At 52.7% G+C, this 19,165-nt stretch carries 14 protein-coding genes; 9 read left to right on the top strand and 5 right to left on the bottom strand.

The features are described from left to right. Positions 1 to 68 precede the first annotated feature (68 nt). The 9 genes from DW350_RS05845 to DW350_RS05805 all read left to right on the top strand — a co-directional run bounded on the left by DW350_RS05845 (position 69) and on the right by DW350_RS05805 (position 11,761). Positions 69 to 3,068, top strand: a complete 3,000-nt coding sequence (locus DW350_RS05845; protein ID WP_115717977.1) for an amidohydrolase family protein — start codon at positions 69 to 71, stop codon at positions 3,066 to 3,068. Beyond that, positions 3,068 to 4,297, top strand: coding sequence for an amidohydrolase family protein (locus DW350_RS05840; RefSeq protein WP_115717976.1), 1,230 nt, complete (start codon positions 3,068 to 3,070; stop codon positions 4,295 to 4,297). The genes DW350_RS05845 and DW350_RS05840 overlap by 1 nt, the downstream gene beginning before the upstream one ends. Then, positions 4,298 to 4,678 carry an Rcs stress response system protein RcsF gene (gene rcsF / locus DW350_RS05835; protein ID WP_115717975.1) on the top strand — a complete coding sequence of 127 codons (381 nt, stop codon included), beginning with the start codon at positions 4,298 to 4,300 and terminating at the stop codon, positions 4,676 to 4,678. Then, complete coding sequence (tsaA, locus tag DW350_RS05830) at positions 4,678 to 5,382, top strand: tRNA (N6-threonylcarbamoyladenosine(37)-N6)-methyltransferase TrmO (protein ID WP_115717974.1); 705 nt, start codon at positions 4,678 to 4,680, stop codon at positions 5,380 to 5,382. Before rcsF ends, tsaA begins: the two co-directional genes overlap by 1 nt. A gap of 39 nt (positions 5,383 to 5,421) precedes the next feature. Then, on the top strand, positions 5,422 to 6,906 hold the full coding sequence (locus DW350_RS05825) for an ABC transporter substrate-binding protein (protein WP_115717973.1): 1,485 nt from the start codon (positions 5,422 to 5,424) through the stop codon (positions 6,904 to 6,906). Between the two features lie 62 nt (positions 6,907 to 6,968). Next, complete coding sequence (locus tag DW350_RS05820; RefSeq protein ID WP_115717972.1) at positions 6,969 to 8,678, top strand: proline--tRNA ligase; 1,710 nt, start codon at positions 6,969 to 6,971, stop codon at positions 8,676 to 8,678. Positions 8,679 to 8,836: 158 nt separating this feature from the next. Beyond that, positions 8,837 to 9,694 carry a hypothetical protein gene (locus DW350_RS05815; RefSeq protein WP_115717971.1) on the top strand — a complete coding sequence of 286 codons (858 nt, stop codon included), beginning with the start codon at positions 8,837 to 8,839 and terminating at the stop codon, positions 9,692 to 9,694. 49 nt (positions 9,695 to 9,743) lie between these two features. Then, complete coding sequence (locus DW350_RS05810; protein WP_115717970.1) at positions 9,744 to 10,883, top strand: patatin-like phospholipase family protein; 1,140 nt, start codon at positions 9,744 to 9,746, stop codon at positions 10,881 to 10,883. Positions 10,884 to 10,921: 38 nt separating this feature from the next. Continuing rightward, complete coding sequence (locus DW350_RS05805) at positions 10,922 to 11,761, top strand: GGDEF domain-containing protein (protein ID WP_192954825.1); 840 nt, start codon at positions 10,922 to 10,924, stop codon at positions 11,759 to 11,761. On the opposite strand, the gene tilS is transcribed toward DW350_RS05805, so the two are convergent. Genes tilS through lpxB form a run of 5 tightly spaced genes read right to left on the bottom strand, consistent with a single transcriptional unit; the run spans position 11,719 to position 19,163 of the window. Then, entirely contained in the window at positions 11,719 to 12,987 is a 1,269-nt protein-coding gene (gene tilS / locus DW350_RS05800; RefSeq protein WP_115717968.1) for a tRNA lysidine(34) synthetase TilS, read from the bottom strand. The genes DW350_RS05805 and tilS overlap by 43 nt on opposite strands. Beyond that, positions 12,987 to 13,943, bottom strand: a complete 957-nt coding sequence (gene accA / locus DW350_RS05795) for an acetyl-CoA carboxylase carboxyl transferase subunit alpha (protein WP_115717967.1) — start codon at positions 13,941 to 13,943, stop codon at positions 12,987 to 12,989. Before accA ends, tilS begins: the two co-directional genes overlap by 1 nt. Before the next feature lie 29 nt (positions 13,944 to 13,972). Beyond that, positions 13,973 to 17,476, bottom strand: coding sequence for a DNA polymerase III subunit alpha (gene dnaE, locus DW350_RS05790; RefSeq protein ID WP_115717966.1), 3,504 nt, complete (start codon positions 17,474 to 17,476; stop codon positions 13,973 to 13,975). Further along, positions 17,473 to 18,042 (bottom strand): ribonuclease HII, encoded by a 570-nt coding sequence (rnhB, locus tag DW350_RS05785; protein WP_115717965.1) that lies wholly within the window; start codon positions 18,040 to 18,042, stop codon positions 17,473 to 17,475. Before rnhB ends, dnaE begins: the two co-directional genes overlap by 4 nt. Then, positions 18,036 to 19,163: a lipid-A-disaccharide synthase gene (gene lpxB / locus DW350_RS05780; protein ID WP_192954824.1), complete on the bottom strand. Its 1,128-nt coding sequence runs from the start codon at positions 19,161 to 19,163 to the stop codon at positions 18,036 to 18,038. Before lpxB ends, rnhB begins: the two co-directional genes overlap by 7 nt. Between the last annotated feature and the right edge of the window lie 2 nt (positions 19,164 to 19,165).

Below are 19,165 nucleotides of genomic sequence, written 5' to 3'. Positions count from 1 at the left end.
GTGAAATCATTGCCGTTATGTAAAACATATGTTGATATACCGATAATAAAACTCCACAGGAAAACAACATGATGGCAAGGAAACAGGCAGCCACACTGTCTCTTCTCGCCAGTGCGTTACTGCCGTTTATCGCGCAGGGCAGCCAGGTGCAAACCGCTGATCCGCACGGCCTCTATGCAAAACCAGGGCAAACCCTAGCACTAACCCACGCCACCCTTATCACCGCCCCCGGCAAAAAACTCAGCGATGCCACTTTGGTGATTAAAGACGGCGTAATTGTCTCGGTGGGTAACAAGGTGCCCAATGGGGCCAGAGTTATTGATACCCAAGGCGCCTGGATCTACCCCGGTTTTATTGACCCTTATTCCAATTACGGTTTGCCCAGCAAAGCTTATGAGGCCAGCGATGACGATGCGCCCCACTACAGCTGGCAGCGCGCCGGTGCCCAGGCCCACAATGCCGCCATACATGGCAGTGAAATGTGGCGAAGCGTCGCCACCGCCGACAAGGACGCCGCAAAAATCTACCTAGATGATGGCTTTACCAGCGTTGAAAGCGCACGGCTAGATGGTATTTTCCGAGGCTACAGTGTCTCTTTGTCATTGGCGCAGCTTCCAAGCAACCAACTGATTTATAAAGATACCGGCCGCCAATTTATGGCCTTTGACAAAGGCAGCTCGCCGCAGGAATACCCAACCTCGCTGATGGGCGCCATTGCCCTGGTGCGGCAAACGTTATCGGATGCGGCTTGGTATAAAGAAGCGCAAAGCCATAATGGCGCTCGCCGTAAATTGGAAGCCAATACTGACCTGGCCGCCCTGGCTAACTTGCCAAGCCAGGGCATTTTGATGGCCACCCGTCATGAAGATGAATTATTAGAAGCGGCGCAGCTTTTTAACCGCTTTGGCCTAACCCCGGTTTATGTGGGTTCTAACTTTGAATATGACCGCGCCGATGCCGTCGCCAAAGTCGCTAAAACCGTGGTGCTGCCGCTTAACTTTCCGAAGCCGCCCAAGGTCACCACCGAAGCCGACTTAGAGCGGGTGCAACTGGCCGACCTTCGCCATTGGGAACGCGCTCCCACCACTGCTGCAGAACTTAGCAAGCGCCACGTTGCCGTCGCCTTTAGCCGCCACGGTGTTGAAGGCTCCATGTGGCCACAAATTAAAAAGGCGCTGCAAGCCGGGCTCAGTGAAGACAACGCCCTGGCCGCGCTGACCACAGTGCCCGCCGAAATCAGTGGTATTAGCCAACTGGCAGGCCAACTCAAAGCCGGCATGATGGCGGACTTTGTGGTGGCATCAGGCAACCTCTTTGAACAGGGGCATATTTTATCAACCTGGACCCAAGGCCAGCCCCATAGCCAAGTGCCAATCAATTTGGCGGCGCTTTGGGGGAGCTACACCCTGGCTAATGATTACAGCTTAAGCATTGATCCCAAAGGCGAAGTGGTTCTCAAAAAAGGCGACGAGCCCTTGGAAAGCTTAAGCAGCCGTTACCAAGACAATCACCTTGAACTGCGGTTTGTTGATGGCAATACCAGCCATTACTGGCAGCTATCCGGTAGCCATAAAACACCGAAGCTAAGCGCTTTTCAGTCAGGGCAATGGCAAACGCTGAGCATTAATCCGCTCGCGGCTGACAGTAGCGGCAAGGCGCCAGAGAAAACGCAAATCGTTAGCCGGGTGACCTTCCCCAACCAGGCTTACGGTCTTGGCAGTCATCCGAAAGCAGAAAAGTTGCTGATTAAAAATGCCACCGTCTGGACCTCAGAAAAGGCCGGTATTTTAAAAAATACCGACGTGCTCATTGCAAACGGGAAAATCGACAAGATAGGTAACAAGCTGTCAGCACCGCGTGGCGCGCAGGTGATTGATGCCACCGGGATGCATTTAACGGCAGGTATCATCGACGAGCATTCGCACATTGCCATCAGTGGTGGCGTTAACGAAGCCAGCGAAGCGGTAACCTCGGAAGTGCGTATTGAAGATGTGATAAACCCTAACGATATCAGCATCTACCGGGCTCTGGCCGGCGGCACTACCAGTGCGCAATTGCTACATGGCTCCGCTAATCCCATTGGCGGCCAGTCAAAAGTGGTGAAACTGCGCTGGGGCGAAACCGCTGATGACATGAAGTTCAAAAGGGCCCCCGGCACCATCAAATTTGCCCTGGGTGAGAACGTCAAGCAGTCCAACTGGGGCGACAGCTTTACCATCCGCTACCCGCAAAGCCGGATGGGGGTAAAAACCTTGATGGAAGACGCTTTTCAAACAGCTAAAGAATACCAGGAGCAACGCACCCGCTACGACTTATTGTCGCGCCGGCAAAAACGCGAAGTGCTGCCGCCACGCCGCGATTTTCGCCTGGACGCGCTAGTAGAAGTCATGAATAAGGAGCGTTTTGTTCACGCCCACTCCTATGTTGCTTCCGAGATTTTGGCGTTAATGGAAGTGGCTGACGACTTTGACTTTCACATTCAAACCTTCACCCACATTTTGGAAGGCTACAAAGTGGCTGACGAAATGAAGGCCCATGGCACCACCGCCTCTACTTTTGCCGACTGGTGGGCTTATAAGTTCGAGGTTTATGACGCCATTCCCGAGAATGCCTGCCTGATGAATAAAAAAGGCCTTATTACCTCCATCAACTCCGACTCGGAAGAGCTTATTCGCCGGCTGAACTTAGAAGCAGCAAAGTCGATGGCTTACTGCGGCATGAGCCCAGAAGACGCCTGGAAAATGGCCACCATCAACCCGGCTAAGCAGCTGAAGGTGGACCAATACACCGGCTCGATAAAGGAAGGTAAAGACGCCGACCTGGTGCTTTGGGACGCTAACCCGTTGTCTGCAAAAGCGCGGGTACAAGACACCTGGGTTGATGGCAAACGCTATTTTGACCGCAAGCACGACCTGGCCGAACGCCAAGCCATAAAAACCGAGAAAGCCGCCCTTATAGCCAAGGTGCTTAAGTCTGGCGAAAAACCGGCAGAGGATAGAGAAGGCTACCGGCCAACGGTGGTGCACTGGCACTGCGAAGATATGGACAACCACCTGGAGGCAATGTGATGCGCACGTTTTTTGCGGTACTGATGCTATTGGCTTTGCCAGCTGTGGCCCATGACATGCTTCCCGGCAAGCCACAAAGCCAACCGATTTTAATTAAAGGCGCCACAGTGCACAGCGTGACCTCTGGCACCCAACCGGGCACCGATTTATTGTTCGACAAAGGGGTGATTATTGCTATCGGCCAGGGTTTAGCCGTGCCTGCTGGCGCCAAGGTTATCGACGCCAAAGGCAAACACCTTTACAGCGGCTTAATCGGGCTTTCAACGGTGCTTGGCCTGCAGGAAATAGAAGCGGTACGCGCCACCAATGATGAAGAAGAAGTCGGTGAGCTGACCCCGGAAGTGGCAGCCGAAACCGCCTTTAATGGCGACTCCGATATTATTCCAACCATCCGCAGTAACGGCATTGCCCTGGTGGAAATAGCCCCCACCGGTGGCTTGGTAGCAGGTCGTTCAGCCGCCATGCGTCTTGATGGCTGGAACCGCCGCGACATGCTGATTAAAGCCGATACCGGCATGCACCTTTACTGGCCCAAGGTCGGGGATGAAACCGGTAGAGAAAAGCTTGAAACCTTCTTTGCCGACGCCGAAGCCTATCGCCAGCGCCGTATCGACAATAAACAGCAGCCACTGGATACCCGCTTAGAGGCCATGCGCGGGGTAATGGAAAAACGCGTACCGCTGTTTATTCATGTCAACGGTAGCGCCGCTATTCACCAAGTACTGCGTTTTGGTGACCGTTTTGGCTTGCACTGGACCTTAGTTGGCGGCCGCGGCGCTGAAAGCTATGCCAAAGCCTTGGCCAAACGCGATGTGGCGGTGGTAGTAACAGACCCAGAAGGGCTGCCGTCTAGCGACGACGCCCCTTATGACGAGGCTTATGCCCTCTCGGGGCTCTTGGCCAAAGCGGGCGTCAAGGTCGCCATTGCCCTGCCCTATTCTTGGTCGTCACGGGATTTACCTTTTGCGGTCGGTCAAGCCGAGGCTTGGGGCCTTGATGCCCAAAAGGGACTGGCTTCAGTAACACTAGTGCCAGCAAAACTATTGGGTATTGATACGCACTATGGCGACCTAACCGTCGGCCGCAGCGCAACCCTTATCATTACCGACCATCCTCTGTTTGATTATGCGGGCGTCAATGTAAAGGCACTTTATATCGACGGACGCAGTGTGGATCTGGATAATCGTCAGAAACGCCTGTATCGCAAGTATCTTCAGAAAGGACAATAAATGAAAAAGGGCCTGCTGCTGATGGCCCTGGTATTAACTGGCTGTGCCAGTGATTATCAGGTCAACACTAACCTCGATAAAGACCGTATTGCCGGTTACTTTGCTCCAGGGCAGGTGCACATTGTCGGCAGTGACGCTTTGGCCGGTCAGCAGTATCGTATTCTCGGTATGGTCACCGGGGAAGCCTGCCAGGAAGCGGCTAACCTGCCACCGGCCCAAGCCAGCGACGCCCGCACTGATGCCAGAGCCAAAGCGGCCAAAATGGGCGCCAATGCGGTGGTCATCAAACAGTGTGTAAGCTTAAACGGTGGTGACGCCGCCCCTGGCTGCCTGAGCGAGGTGATGTGCCAGGCTGAAGCCGTCAAGATAGAGGCGCCCTGATGGGCGCTTTTACTTTTGCGGCAATTGGTTACATTAAAAGCCCCTACGCCGAAAAATTCGCGGTGCCGCGCCAACCCGGTTTGGTACCGTCAGCCAGGGCGCAGCTTGTGCTCGATGCGCCTTACCGGGGCGAGGCCTTGCGCGGCATCGAAGCCTTTTCGCATTTGTGGCTGAGTTTTGTGTTTCACCAGCACCTGGACCGCGATTGGCAACCGTTGGTGCGCCCGCCCCGTTTAGGAGGCAACGCTAAAACCGGCGTTTTTGCCAGCCGTTCAACCTTCAGACCCAACCCCCTTGGCTTGTCGGTGGTAAAACTTCTCGATGTTGACGCCAAAACCGGGGTGTTAACCTTAGGCGGTGTCGACTTAGTCGATGGCACCCCAATTATCGATATCAAGCCTTATATTCCTTATGCCGATGCGCTGCCTGATGCAACCGCTGGCTACGCACCACAAGCGCCAACGGCCTTGGCGGTAACTTGGTCCGATAGCGCTTTGGATACGCTAAAGCAGCTTCAGCAAGAGCACCACCAACAATTTATCAGTGAAGTACTGGCTCAAGACCCCAGGCCTGCCTATAAAAAGCAACAGCTAGACAGCCGCCAATACGGCGTCACACTGGCTGGGCTCAATATTCGGTTTAAAGTAGAAAGTGATAGGGTACTTATTGAGACAATTACTTCCTTTACTAACCCAAGTGCTTGAACCATATTGATTTTACGCTCTTAGTATTCAGGTGGGTTCATGCTGCGTCTGGGGTTATCCCTTATTGCTTTGCTTTTTAGTGCCGCTCTTTTCGCCGAACCGCTGGTGCTGCAATTACGTTGGCATCATCAACCGCAATTCGCCGGCTATTATGTTGCGCTGTACAAGGGGTACTACAAAGAGGCAGGCCTGGATGTGGTTATCCGAGAAGGCGGCCCAAACCGTTTCCCGGTGATTGAAGTCAACGAAGGCCGCGCCCAATTCGGGGTGGGCAACACGGAAGTGTTTAGCTTTTGGGCTGAGGGCTACCCCTTTGTGGCATTGGCCGCTATTTATCAGCATTCGCCATCGGTGTTAGTGGCAAGAACCGATACCGGCATTAAAAGCGTCAAAGATTTGGTTGGCCACAAGGTGATGTTTTTCCCAGGCGGCCTTGACCCGGAAATTCTGGCCATGCTCAATAAAGCGGGGATAAAGCCCAGCCAGCTTATTCGGGTTGACACCTCCACCAATATCCAAGACTTTATCTCCGGCAAAGTCGATGCCTTTAACGCCTACCTAACCAACGAGCCTTACCAGCTGGATAAACTGGGCATGCCTTATATGCTCCTTGACCCGCGGGCCATGGGCATGGATTTTTATTCCGATATTCTGTTTACCTCAAAACGTTTTTTAAAAGCCCACCCCAAGCAAGTTGCCGCCTTTCGCGCCGCCTCATTAAAAGGCTGGAACTACGCGGTGGATCACCCAGAAGAGGTCATCGACCTTATCAACCAGCACTATAAAACCGATAAATCCCAAGGCCATATGCGCTTTGAAATGGACACGGCCCGGCAACTCATCATGCCCGACATGGTCAATATCGGTGAAATGAACCCAAGGCGCTGGCGCAAAATTGCCGACATCCTTTACGACAGCGGGCAAATTCCGCCGGTCAAAGACATCTCGCACTTTTTGTATTCACCGCCACCACCAAGCTATACCGGCAAATGGGTTTGGTTGTTGCTACTACTAGTGCCGCTGCTAGCCATTACTTTCTGGCGCTGGCGCAGCAGCCAACAACGCTTACATCGCAACATGAGCCGCCTGGCAAAACTCGAACACCGCCTAAACCATGACAACGCCACCGGCCTGCCCAGCCGCAGCCGTCTTTGCCGCATGATAGCCAAAAGCGATTTAGATGCCTGGCTGCTGCTGATCCATATCGATAACCTGCGCACCATTAACTTGGGCGGTGGTTTTAGCGAAGGGGATAAGCAATTAAAAGCCCTTGCCGAGCGCTTGGCGCAAGAATGCCTTAACGACGATATTCTCGCCAAAGGCGACGGTGCCCGCTTGCTGTTGTATCTGCCCAAGCGCAATCACCCCCATGGCGAACGTTTTGCAGAAGAGCTGGGCCTGCAATTAGGCCCGCCGCTGGGCTTGGTATTGTCTTGGGCTATTGGCACCGTCAACGACCGCAGTAACGTTGATAAACTGCTGGCACAGCTAGAAGAACAACGCTTGGCCGATCAGGGCTTCTAGGGGACCAAAGGGGCTGCTACACTACGTCTCCTTTTTCAACCACACCACGGCCTTGTTTGAAAATGCGTACCAGCCAATATCTGCTGTCCACACTCAAAGAAACCCCAGCCGACGCTGAGGTTAAAAGTCATCAGTTGATGATGCGTGCCGGTATGGTACGCCGCATCGCCGCCGGGCTTTATACTTGGCTGCCCACCGGCCTTCGCACCTTGCGCAAGGTAGAAGCCGTTGTGCGCGACGAAATGGAAAAAGCCGGTGCCATTGAAGTGTCGATGCCGGTTGTACAGCCTGCCGAACTGTGGCAAGAATCCGGCCGCTGGGAAGATTACGGCCCAGAGCTGTGCCGCTTTAAAGATCGTGGCAACCGTGAGTTTGTACTGGGCCCAACCCACGAAGAAGTGGTTACCGCCTTAGTCCGTAATGAAGTCAGCAGTTACAAGCAGCTGCCGCTGAACCTGTTTCAAATTCAAACCAAGTTCCGTGACGAAGTGCGCCCGCGCTTCGGGGTGATGCGTGGCCGCGAATTTTTGATGAAAGACGCTTACTCCTTTCACATGGATAAAGCGAGCCTGGAAGACACCTACCAGCGCATGCACCGCGCCTACTGCAATATCTTTACCCGCTTAGGGCTCGATTTTCGCCCGGTGGTTGCCGACACCGGCTCTATCGGTGGCTCGGCCTCCCATGAGTTTCAGGTACTGGCCCAAAGCGGCGAAGATGTCATTGCTATCTCTAGCGAGTCAGATTTTGCCGCCAACGTTGAAATGGCAGAAGCACTGGCCCCAAGCACTGAGCGCGCCGCGCCAGCTAAAGCGCTGGCCGAGCTTGACACTCCCAATGCCAAAAGCATTGACGAGTTGGTCGAGCAGTTTGGTATTGCCGCCAGCAGCGCGGTGAAAACCCTGATTGTTAAAGGGGCCAGTGACGAGGCGCCGCTGGTTGCACTTTTGGTGCGCGGCGACCACGAACTCAATGAAATCAAGGCGGAAAAACTGGCTGAAGTGGCCAGCCCCTTTAGCCTGGCCAGTGAAGAAGCCATCAAAACTGCGGTAGGTGCCCTCCCCGGTTCTTTGGGGCCGGTGAACCTTAACATGCCTATTATCGTTGACCGCAGTGTGGCGGTGATGAGCGATTTCACCGCTGGCGCCAACATCGACGGTAAGCACCAAACCGGCATTAACTGGGACCGTGATGCCCACTTTAGCCAAGTAGCCGATATCCGTAATGTGGTTGCGGGCGACCCGAGCCCTTGTGGCAAAGGCGTTATCGAGCTTAAACGCGGTATTGAGGTTGGCCATATCTTCCAGCTTGGCAGCAAATATTCCGAGGCGATGAAAGCCACGGTTCTGTCTGAGCAAGGCAAAGCCACAGTACTGGAAATGGGTTGCTACGGCATTGGTGTATCGCGAGTCGTTGCCGCTGCTATTGAACAAAATCACGACGACAAAGGCATTATCTGGCCCGACGCCATAGCCCCGTTCCAAGTGGTTATCATCCCGATGAACATGCACAAGTCGCACCGGGTACAAGACGCGGCCGAGAAACTCTATGCCGAGCTCACCGATGCTGGTATTGAAGTGCTGTTTGATGACCGTAAAGAGCGCCCAGGCGTAATGTTTGCCGACATGGAGCTGATTGGTATTCCCCACAGCATCATTATTGGTGAGCGCGGCCTGGACAACGACAGCGTCGAGTACAAGAGCCGCCGCCAAGGTGAAAAGCAAGAGCTGGCCATCAGCGATGTGCTAAGCCACCTCAAAGCACAGCTATAATCGCATTTCGCCCCTAAAAAGCCCCGCCGATGCGGGGCTTTTTATTGCAAGAAAATAAATCTCCTTTTACTTGATATAAGCAAGCTCTTATATCCTTTAATTCCTAAAGAAAACATATTAGACTTGTCAAGAATATAATACCACTAGCGGAATGATATATGAAAAGAGCAATAGTAACCTTGGCAATAGGTGAAAAATACATAAATTTATTCAACAATCATTGTCGCTCTAACTGGCTTCTTTATACAAAAAAATATGATATCGACCTTATAGTGATAGAGTCTCCTATTGATACATCAGACATCGCTAAGAATAGAAGCCCCGCATGGCAGAAATGCTTAATACTAAAAGATGAAAGAGTTAAAAATTACGATCAAGTAGCTTGGGTTGATTCAGATATATTGATCAATCCCAATAGTCCAAACATATTCGAATTCGTGAAGGAAGATGAAATTGGAGCTGTGGATGGTTACTCAGTCCCTGATAGAGAAAATCACATTCGAATTCTTGAAGATCGATATAAATATTGGGAATCTATAAACCTTCCTTATATTGAAAACTTACACCCTCATGAATATCACAATGTATTTGGGTTGCCAGATAAATTTGATTATGTTGTTCAAACAGGAGTAATTGTTCTATCTCCAAAATACCATGCAGACATATTGGAGTATGTATACTACAACTATGAAGATAAAGGAGGTCCTGAATGGAATTATGAAATGCGGCCTCTAAGTTATGAACTACAAAAAAACTGCAATATAAAATGGCTTAACTATAAGTTTAATGCCACTTGGGATTCCATTAAAAACACATATTTTCCTTTTTTAAGAGAAAATAAAAAATCAATTTTAATGAAGTTAATATCAAGGATTCCTTTTACGATATCTTTATTTAAAAATGAAAAACTAACTAAAAAGTGTATGTTTTCTACATATGAAAGTGTTTATTTTTTTCACTTCGCCGGATGTGCAGATAAAATGAAATTTTTCGATGAATATGAACACAAATTATAGATAAGATGGCTATAATTTTTGAGGGATTAAAATAAAAAGGGATACGGCGATGTCCAGCCCAGCCCAAACAGCCCTTATTCTTACCGGTGGCGGCGCCCGCGCCGCTTATCAAGTGGGGGTACTAAAAGCCATAGGCCGTTGGCAAGGCCGCCATAAAGGTATTCCGTTTCAAATTTTATGCGGCACCTCAGCGGGTGCCATCAATGCCACTGCCCTTGGGATCTGGTCTCACTGTTTATGCCGCGGCGTTAAACAACTAGAAAGGGTTTGGGGCCAGTTTGAGACCGGCCAAGTTTTTCATGCCGATGCCTGGCACCTTGGTATGCATCTGCTGCGCCGTGTCGGGCGCTTTTTCCAAGCCGACTACGCGCGGCAACTGCAACCTTGCCTACTCAACCCACAGCCATTACAGCAGTTACTTGCTGAACGATTACCCTTCCACTTACTGGACCGGCAAATCAAACTTGGCCGCCTAAAAGCGCTGGCCGTTACGGCCTCGTCTTATACCGAGCGCAGCTCAGTAACCTTTTTTACTGGTGACAGCCAGTGCCAGCCCTGGCAGCGGGCCAGGCGCTCAGGGGTGCGAATTCACTTCAATGAAACGCACTTAATGGCCAGTACTGCCCTGCCTTTTTTGTTTCCGCCGGTACGCATTCGTAACCAGTTTTTTTGTGACGGTACCATTCACCAGCTAAACCCGCTTAGCCCTGCCATTCATCTTGGTGCCAGCCGCATTTTGGTGATAGGTACCCAGTACCAGCAACTCCATACCCTCAAACCGGCCCATGTCCACCCGCCCACAGCCGGCACCATTGCCGGCCATTTGATGGAAAGCGTCTTTACCGACGCCCTCAACGCCGATTTAGAGCGAACCTGGCGCGTCAATCAAACCTTGGAACTCATTCCCGAGCGAAAACGCCGCCAACTGCCGCTGCGTACCCTTGACACCTTAGTGATACAACCCAGTCGAGATCTTGACGCTATTGCCGCTCAGCACTATTCCAGCCTGCCAGCGGCTATTCGCTGGCTGTTGGCAAGGCTGGGCGTCGCAGATGAAGAAGACGCGTCTTTGCTGTCGTATTTATTGTTCGAAGCGCCCTATTGTCAGGAACTTATCGCTTTAGGCGAGCAAGATGCCGAGCGGCAGAAAGCAGCCATCGCTAGCCACCTTGGCATTATGGCCCATTAATTGCTTTCAATATGCCAAGTGGTTATGAGGGCATTGATATGCAATACCATCCCGTTAAGGCACAAGCATTAAATCCGCAGTTGGTGGTGACGCCAAAAGCGGAGGATGTCATTAGCCTGTATCAGACATTAGAGCCTCAACAAGTGATAATGCGTTTTGCCGCCCTGGCAAAACATTGCCTCCCCCTTGCCGGCATTTTTGTACACCCCGATCTGCGTTTGCAGTGGCGAGCGGGTAACACCGAGCGCTATCTGACTCATGACCACCCAGCGCTGGAAGGCATTTTCTATCAACTAAAGGGTCCACTGAGCCTGTGGCAAGAACAGTTACTGGAACACTGGCACGACGCCTTAGTACCGGCACTGACCAATGCCTTAGTACACCAGCAAGCCATTAACCAGGCGAGAACGGACCAGTTAACCGGCCTTGGCAATCGCACCGCTTTTGCCGAAGTTGAGCAGCGCTTAGTGGCACGTTCTGACCGTCACCAGCATGCCTTTTGTTTACTGCTATTGGATTTAGATAACTTTAAGCCGGTAAACGATGTTTATGGCCACCAGCGGGGCGACTCCATTTTGTTCCGCGTTGCCCACGTGATGAAAGCACAAGCGCGTACCGAGGATCTGTGTTTTCGGTTAGGGGGCGATGAATTTGCCATTCTACTGCCTGACACCGACCAGGAAGGCGCCGAAGCCTTGGCTGAACGCTTACTAGAAGCGCTGAAAAGTAACGACTTTTTAGCGAGTCACAACATTGGCGTTAGTATGGGCCTGGCCCAGTGGCAGCCGGGCGAGCACCCGCGCGCCCTGCAAACCCGTGCTGATGCTGCACTTTATCAGGCCAAAGACGCCGGTCGTGGCTGCCTGAGAAAAGGCTGATAAACAGGTGGGGCTTGCCAAACGGGCATTAGCCCCGCCTCACTTACATGGTCTTTAGAGAGTGCTAACCCGGCAACGGCAATAATATCGCCATCAGGGCTTACCAGTACTGGCCAGGTTGCCCTTAACCAGGGTGGAATACCCCACTCCTGCCAAAGCTTTTTTAAGGTCCGGGCTTTATTTCTGTCAGACGGGTGAAAGCGTTTACTGCCCGGTAAATTACAGTGCCAATCGCTACCTGCAGGCACGCTAACACCGCCGCCGCGCTGCCAATTAATCACCGGCCGCTGCCAGCTCAAGGTATCGGGAACCCAATACCAGCGCCCTTGGAAACGCCCGAAAGGACCAACCCGCACCAAGGCATCACTCGCAGCGCTTTGCTGAGCAAGCATTTCTGCCAAGAGGTTATGACTGACTTTCACAGCCAAATGCTGCGCCCAGGCTTTAATCAGCAAGGGGGCCACATCAGCCGGGACAGCGTTAATATTCAAACTACCATCGCTACTAACGTAACGTTCAAGTGCTTGTTCAATAAGCCATGTCTGAGCGGGAAGTTGCTGCTGTAATAAGCTGGCGCTGCGGGCAAGCCCTTGGCTGAAACCGGCAAGCCGAGCCTCGGCTTTGGGTAACAGTTCTTGGCGCAAAAAGTTGCGGTCAAAGCGGGTATCGAGATTCGACTCGTCCTCCACCCAGTCAAGCCCTTCGGCCGCCACTTCCAACTGTTGGCGACTAAGTTGCAGTAGCGGCCTTAACAAAGTGCCAGGGCCAAAAGGGCGGGCAACTGGCATGGCACAAAGCCCTTCCAGCCCGGCGCCGCGACGGGCGGCCAGTAAAAAAGTTTCGGCCTGGTCGTCTAAATGGTGGGCGGTAAGCAACAGGTCGCCGGGCTGCATGGCGCTTTCCAGCACCCTATAGCGCGCTTCTCTGGCGAGCGCTTCCAGGCTTTGCCGCGGGCCTTTGTTAAGACTTAACCGCACCACCGATAGCGGCACCTTAACTTGGTCGCACTGTTGCTGACAGTGCTCGGCCCAGCTGTCAGCATTGGCTGACAGGCCATGGTGCACATGCACTGCTTTTAACGGGAAACGTTGATGCTGTTGCCGCCACAGCGCCAGCCCTTTTAGAAGCACCATTGAGTCAAGGCCACCGGAAAGGGCTAAAACGACAGAGCCCCCGCCAAGACGGGGGCCCAGTTGTTCATCAAGGGCGCGAAGTACCGACTGCATTAGCAGTAGCCGTACCCCATCAGGCGCTCATAGCGCTTGTCGAGCAAGGTGTCACCGTCAAGATCGCGAAGGCCATTAAGGTCGGCCAGCAAGCGGGCTTTCAGGCGCTCGGCCATCAGGGTTGGGTTGCGGTGGGCACCGCCCAAAGGCTCATCAACCACGGAATCAATCAAGTTAAGCTCTTTAAGACGCTGAGCAGTAATACCCATGGCTTCAGCCGCAGTGCTGGCTTTATCAGCGCTTTTCCAAAGAATGGAGGCGCAACCTTCCGGGGAAATAACCGAATAGGTGGAGTACTGCAGCATATTAACGCGGTCGCCCACGCCAATGGCCAGAGCGCCACCAGAGCCGCCTTCGCCAATAACAGTACAGATAACCGGTACCTTTAAGGTGGCCATCACTTTTAAGTTATGGGCAATGGCTTCACTTTGCCCGCGCTCTTCAGCGCCAACACCCGGGTAGGCACCGGGGGTATCGATAAAGGTCAAAATGGGCATTTTAAAGCGCTCGGCCATTTGCATCAGTCGCAGTGCCTTGCGGTAACCTTCCGGGCGCGGCATGCCAAAGTTGCGCTTGGTACGCTCGCGCACATCGCGGCCTTTTTGGTGGCCAATCACCATTACCGGCTCACCGTCAAGGCGGGCAATACCGCCAACAATGGCTTTGTCGTCGGCAAAGGCTCGGTCACCGGCCAATTCGTCGAATTCGGTGAAGATATGCTTGATGTAGTCGTAGCTGTATGGGCGTTGCGGATGGCGGGCCAGTTGGGCAACTTGCCAAGGCGTTAAATCGCTGAACAGCTTTTTGGTGAGTTCATCGCATTTGTCATTCAAACGGCCAATCTCTTCGCTCAGATTGAGATCAACACCGTTGTTATCTCCTACCGCTCTGAGCTCCTCAATTTGGGCCAGCAATTCAGCGATAGGTTGTTCAAAATCTAAAAAGTTAAGGCTCATGTTGTATCCGTTATCCTGAAAGCTTCGCCTTAAGCGTCATACTGAAGCGTAACTGCTTCTTTCCCCAATAAGGTACCCAATTGGTGGAGCAAGGCATCTTCTGGCATTACCCGCCATTTTACACCTAATTTCAGCTCCCCTTGGGCCTGCTGATTGGTCAGACTCAAGGTCACAGGGCAAGTGCCCTGGCTAAAAGGTTCAAGCACATCGAGCAATTGCTCTGGTTGTACTTGCCCTCCAATTTGCAGTTTGAGCCCTCGGGCATGGCGTTCACGGGCTTGAGTGATGGTCATCACATTGCGTGCCGTCATTCTATAACCCCCGGAAAAGTCATCAAAGCTGACCTGTCCTTCCACAACCAATACCAGATCTGGCGCTAAAAGGTCCTGATATTGCTCGTAAGTGTCAGCATATAGCATGACATCGAGGCGTGCTGAACCATCGTCGAGGGTAACAATACCCCAACGCTTGCCATTACGCTTGTTGATCATCGGCCGAACCGCTAAAACCAGCCCCGACAATACAACACTCCCTCCTTTAGGAGTCGGCTGTACATCGCTAAGTCTTGAACGAACAAGGTGTTTTAATTCAGGTAAATAGCGATCGATAGGGTGCCCTGACAGGTAAAGCCCCAGGGTTTCGCGCTCACCCATTAGCCATTGCTCATCAGGCCAGGAAGGGGCTGTGGCAAAGGTTTGCTGGTTATCGTCCGGGCTTTCGTTGACCAAGCCAAACAAATCGCCTTGGCCAATACTTTCGGCTTTGGCGTGTTGGTCTGCGGCCTTAATGGCCTCAGGCAAGGTGGCAAATAGCCGTGCCCGCTGCTCACCCAGGCGGCCTTTAAGGCTGCCTTTTATCGGGCCTAATTTGTCCATGGCGCCGGCTTGCACCAGTTTTTCTAGCACCCGGCGATTAACCCGCTTGATGTCTACCCGGTTACAAAAATCAAAAAGGTCGCTAAAGGGGCCGTCTTTACGGGCTTCAAGAATGGCTTCAATAGGGCCTTCCCCTACCCCTTTGATAGCGCCGATACCGTAAATGACTTCACCTTGGTCATTGACGGTAAATTTATAAAGACCGACGTTTACATCCGGCGGCAGCATGGTCAAGCCAAGGCGGCGTACTTCATCAACAAGGGTGACTATCTTGTCGGTGTTGTCCATATCCGCCGACATTACCGCGGCCATAAATTCGGCAGGGAAATGCGCCTTTAACCACAGCGTTTGATACGACACCAAGGCGTAAGCGGCGGAGTGCGACTTGTTAAAACCGTAACCGGCAAATTTCTCCACCAAATCGAAGATCTTCATTGCCAGTTCGCCGTCAACCCCGTTGGCGATAGCGCCCTCTTCAAAGGTTGAACGCTGCTTGGCCATCTCTTCGGGCTTTTTCTTACCCATGGCACGGCGCAAAAGGTCGGCGCCGCCGAGGCTATACCCGGCCAGAACCTGGGCTATCTGCATCACCTGTTCTTGGTAGAGGATGATGCCGTACGTCGGGTCAAGAATGGGTTTTAGGCTTTCATGCTGATACTGGGCATCGGGGTAAGAGATGTCTTCGCGGCCGTGCTTACGGTCGATAAAGTTATCCACCATGCCAGACTGCAAAGGCCCGGGCCGAAACAGCGCCACCAGGGCTATCATGTCTTCGAAACAGTCGGGTTTAAGGCGCTTAATCAGCTCCTTCATGCCCCGCGATTCCAGCTGGAACACCGCGGTGGTTTCCGCGTTTAATAGCTTTTTAAAGCTGTAGCGGTCATCCAATGGAATGGCAGCAATATCAACCGGCGCTTTGCCTTGTTTTTCCAGGCGCGGGTTAATCATTTCCAGCGCCCAGTCAATAATGGTCAGGGTTCTTAGACCCAAGAAGTCGAACTTAACCAGCCCGGCGTATTCAACGTCGTTTTTATCAAACTGCGTAACCGGGTGATTGCCCTGGTCATCGCAATAAATGGGTGCAAAGTCGGTAATGGTGGTGGGCGCAATCACCACGCCACCGGCGTGTTTACCGGCATTACGGGTAACGCCTTCAAGTTTTCGCGCCATATCAATCACGGCGCGCACTTCTTCGTCGGCGTCGTACACCTCTTGCAGGCGCGGTTCTTCCTCAAAGGCTTTTTTAAGGGTCATGCCCGGGTCGCCCGGAATGAGCTTGGAGATACGGTCTACAAAGCCGTAAGGGTGGCCCATCACCCGGCCCACGTCCCGCACCACCGCTTTGGCGGCCATGGTACCGAAGGTGATAATTTGCGATACCGCGTCGCGGCCATAAAGCTCGGCAACGTGGTCGATAACCTGATCGCGTTTGTCCATGCAAAAGTCGACGTCAAAGTCGGGCATGGACACCCGTTCTGGGTTCAAGAAGCGTTCGAACAGTAAGTCAAATTCCAGTGGGTCTAAGTCGGTTATCTTAAGCGCATAGGCCACCAAAGAACCGGCACCGGAACCACGCCCAGGACCAACAGGAATGTCGTTATCCTTCGACCACTGGATAAACTCCATTACGATAAGAAAATAGCCGGGAAAGCCCATTTGGTTGATAACGCCCAGCTCGATTTTCAGGCGTTCATCGTATTCGCCGCGTTTTTCTGCCCGGACTTTTTCATCCGGGAACAGAAATTTTAAGCGATCTTCCAAGCCATCTTCGGAGACCTTGACCAAATAGTCTTCAATGCTCAAATCGCCGGTGGGAAAATTGGGTAGGAAGTATTCGCCCAGACGAATGGTGACATTACAGCGTTTGGCAATTTCTACGGTGTTTTCAAGGGCAGAGGGAATGTCAGAAAACAGTTCTGCCATTTCCTGCGCCGATTTTAAATATTGTTCGCTGCTGTAGCGTTTGGGGCGGTTGGGGTCCGCAAGGACGTAACCGTCACGAATAGCCACCCGCGTTTCGTGGGCGTCAAAATCGTCTTTTTTTAAGGTCACCACTTCATTGGTGGCAACCACTGGTAAACCTTGTTGCTGAGCAAGCTCGACCGCGTAATGCAGGTAGTTTTCTTCGTCGGTTCGGCCGGTACGCAGCAGTTCTAAGAAAAACCGATTGGGAAAATACTTCTGGTAAAATGCGACAGCATCGTCCACCAGCGCGGTGTTGCCTTTAAGTAAGCCAACGCCAACGTCCCCTTCCTTGCCACCGGAAAGTAAAATCAGCCCCTGGCTATGATGGGCCAGCCAGTCCCTGTCTACCACCGGTCGGCCTTGCACATGGCCACGCAGGTAAGACTTGGAAATCAGCATGGTGAGGTTCTGATAGCCGACGTTGTCTTGGCATAGCACCGTTAGGCGATAGAGCTGATCTTCCATCGGGCCGCTTTGCAGCCACAAGTCGGCACCAACAATGGGCTTGATACCGGCGCTGTGGGCGGCGCCATAAAAGCGCACCAGCCCGCACATATTGCCTTGGTCGGTAATAGCTAGCGCCGGAAAACCTTGGCTTTCGGCTTCTTTAACAATGGGGCCAACCTTGGCCACACCGTCGGCCATAGAAAAGTCAGAATGTACCCGAAGGTGAATAAAACGAGGTGTTGTCATGCCTGAAGTCCCAGTGCTAATCGCACCGGTTTAAAACTGCGCCTGTGCTCATCAATGGGCCCAAATTCGCTGAGCCTTGCCAGGTGCTCGGCGGTTGGGTAACCCTTGTGCTTATCAAACCCATACTGGGGGTGGCGCTGATGCAATTCAACCATTTCTGCATCCCTTGCCACTTTGGCAAGAATGCTGGCCGCGCCAATCGCTGGCTCTGAGGCGTCGCCTTTAACGATAGCCCGAGCTGGAATGTTGAGCTTGGGCACCTTGTTGCCATCAATCAGCGCTTCGTCGGCTGCTAGGGGCAAGCCTTCAACAGCGCGGGTCATGGCCAGCATGGTGGCTTGAAAAATATTGATATCATCAATTTCGGCCGGGGTTGCCCGCGCCACACACCACGCCAGCGCCTTTTCGCGAATTTCGATGGCCAAAGCTTCGCGGCGCTTGGCACTGAGCTTTTTTGAATCGGTAAGACCGGCAATGGGATTGTTGGGGTCTAAAATCACCGCGGCGGTGACCACATCTCCGACCAAAGGGCCACGACCGACTTCATCGACACCGGCTATCAGCATAGTAACTCCAATACGGCCTTGGCAGCCTGCTCTGAGGCGTTTTGGCGGATATCTTGGTGCAAGGCGCGAAAACGTTGCGGATTTTGCGCCTGGGCGTCACCTAGAGCACCTTTGACGGCTTCGAAAATACGCTCTGGCGTGGCGTCATCTTGAATAAGCTCTGGCACCCAGTCGTCGTTGGCAAGGAGGTTTGGCAAACTAAAGCGTTTTACCCGCACCAGCTTTTTCGCCAGCCAATAGGTAAAGGGATGAACCTGGTAGGCAACCACCATCGGCTTTTTAGCCAGCATGGCTTCAAGGGTAGCTGTGCCCGATGCCAGTAATACCGCATCGCTTGCCACCATTACCTGTCGGCCCTGGCCGTCCACCACTGTTACATCACTGACATCACTAAAGACCGCTGCAATTTGTTCGCGGCGTTTAGCATTGGCTGCCGGAATTAAAAAGTGCAGCGCCGGGTTATCCGCCTTTAGCTTTAACACAGCCTCTTTAAAAAGTGGCGCCATTCTCGCCACTTCCCCGCCCCGGGACCCAGGCAAAATCGCCAAGGTGGGGTGGTGCTCATCAAGCCCTAGCTTTTGCCAGGCACCAGGCACGTCAACATCCAGCGGCATGCGGTCAGCAAGCGGGTGGCCAACAAAGGCGCAAGGATGTTGGTAACGGTCGTAAAAGGCTTTTTCGAAAGGTAGCAGCGCCAGCACCAAATCGGTGGCGGCTTTCACCTTAAAGACACGCTTTTCCCGCCAAGCCCATACCGACGGACTAACGTAATGCACGGTTTTAATGCCCTTATCCTTCAAGCGCTTTTCAACACCGAGGTTAAAGTCGGGAGCATCAATACCAATAAACACATCCGGCGGGTTATCGAGGAAATGCTTAACAATGGTTTTGCGGACATGAAGCAGTCGCGGCAAGTGCTTGATAACCTCCACCAAGCCCATGATTGACAGTTCTTCCATATCGAACAGGCTGTCAAAGCCGAGGGCCTGCATGCGCGGGCCACCGATACCAAAAAACTCAATGTCGGGGTGGTGGGCCTGCAAAGAGGCCATCAGATCGGCCCCCAGCAGATCGCCGGAGGCCTCGCCTGCAATCATGCCCACCCGTAATGGTTTGGACATGA

Origin of the sequence: Gallaecimonas mangrovi, assembly GCF_003367375.1 — a bacterium.
Classification (GTDB): Bacteria; Pseudomonadota; Gammaproteobacteria; order Enterobacterales; family Gallaecimonadaceae; genus Gallaecimonas; species Gallaecimonas mangrovi.
This window is presented reverse-complemented; position numbering and strand designations above follow the sequence as displayed.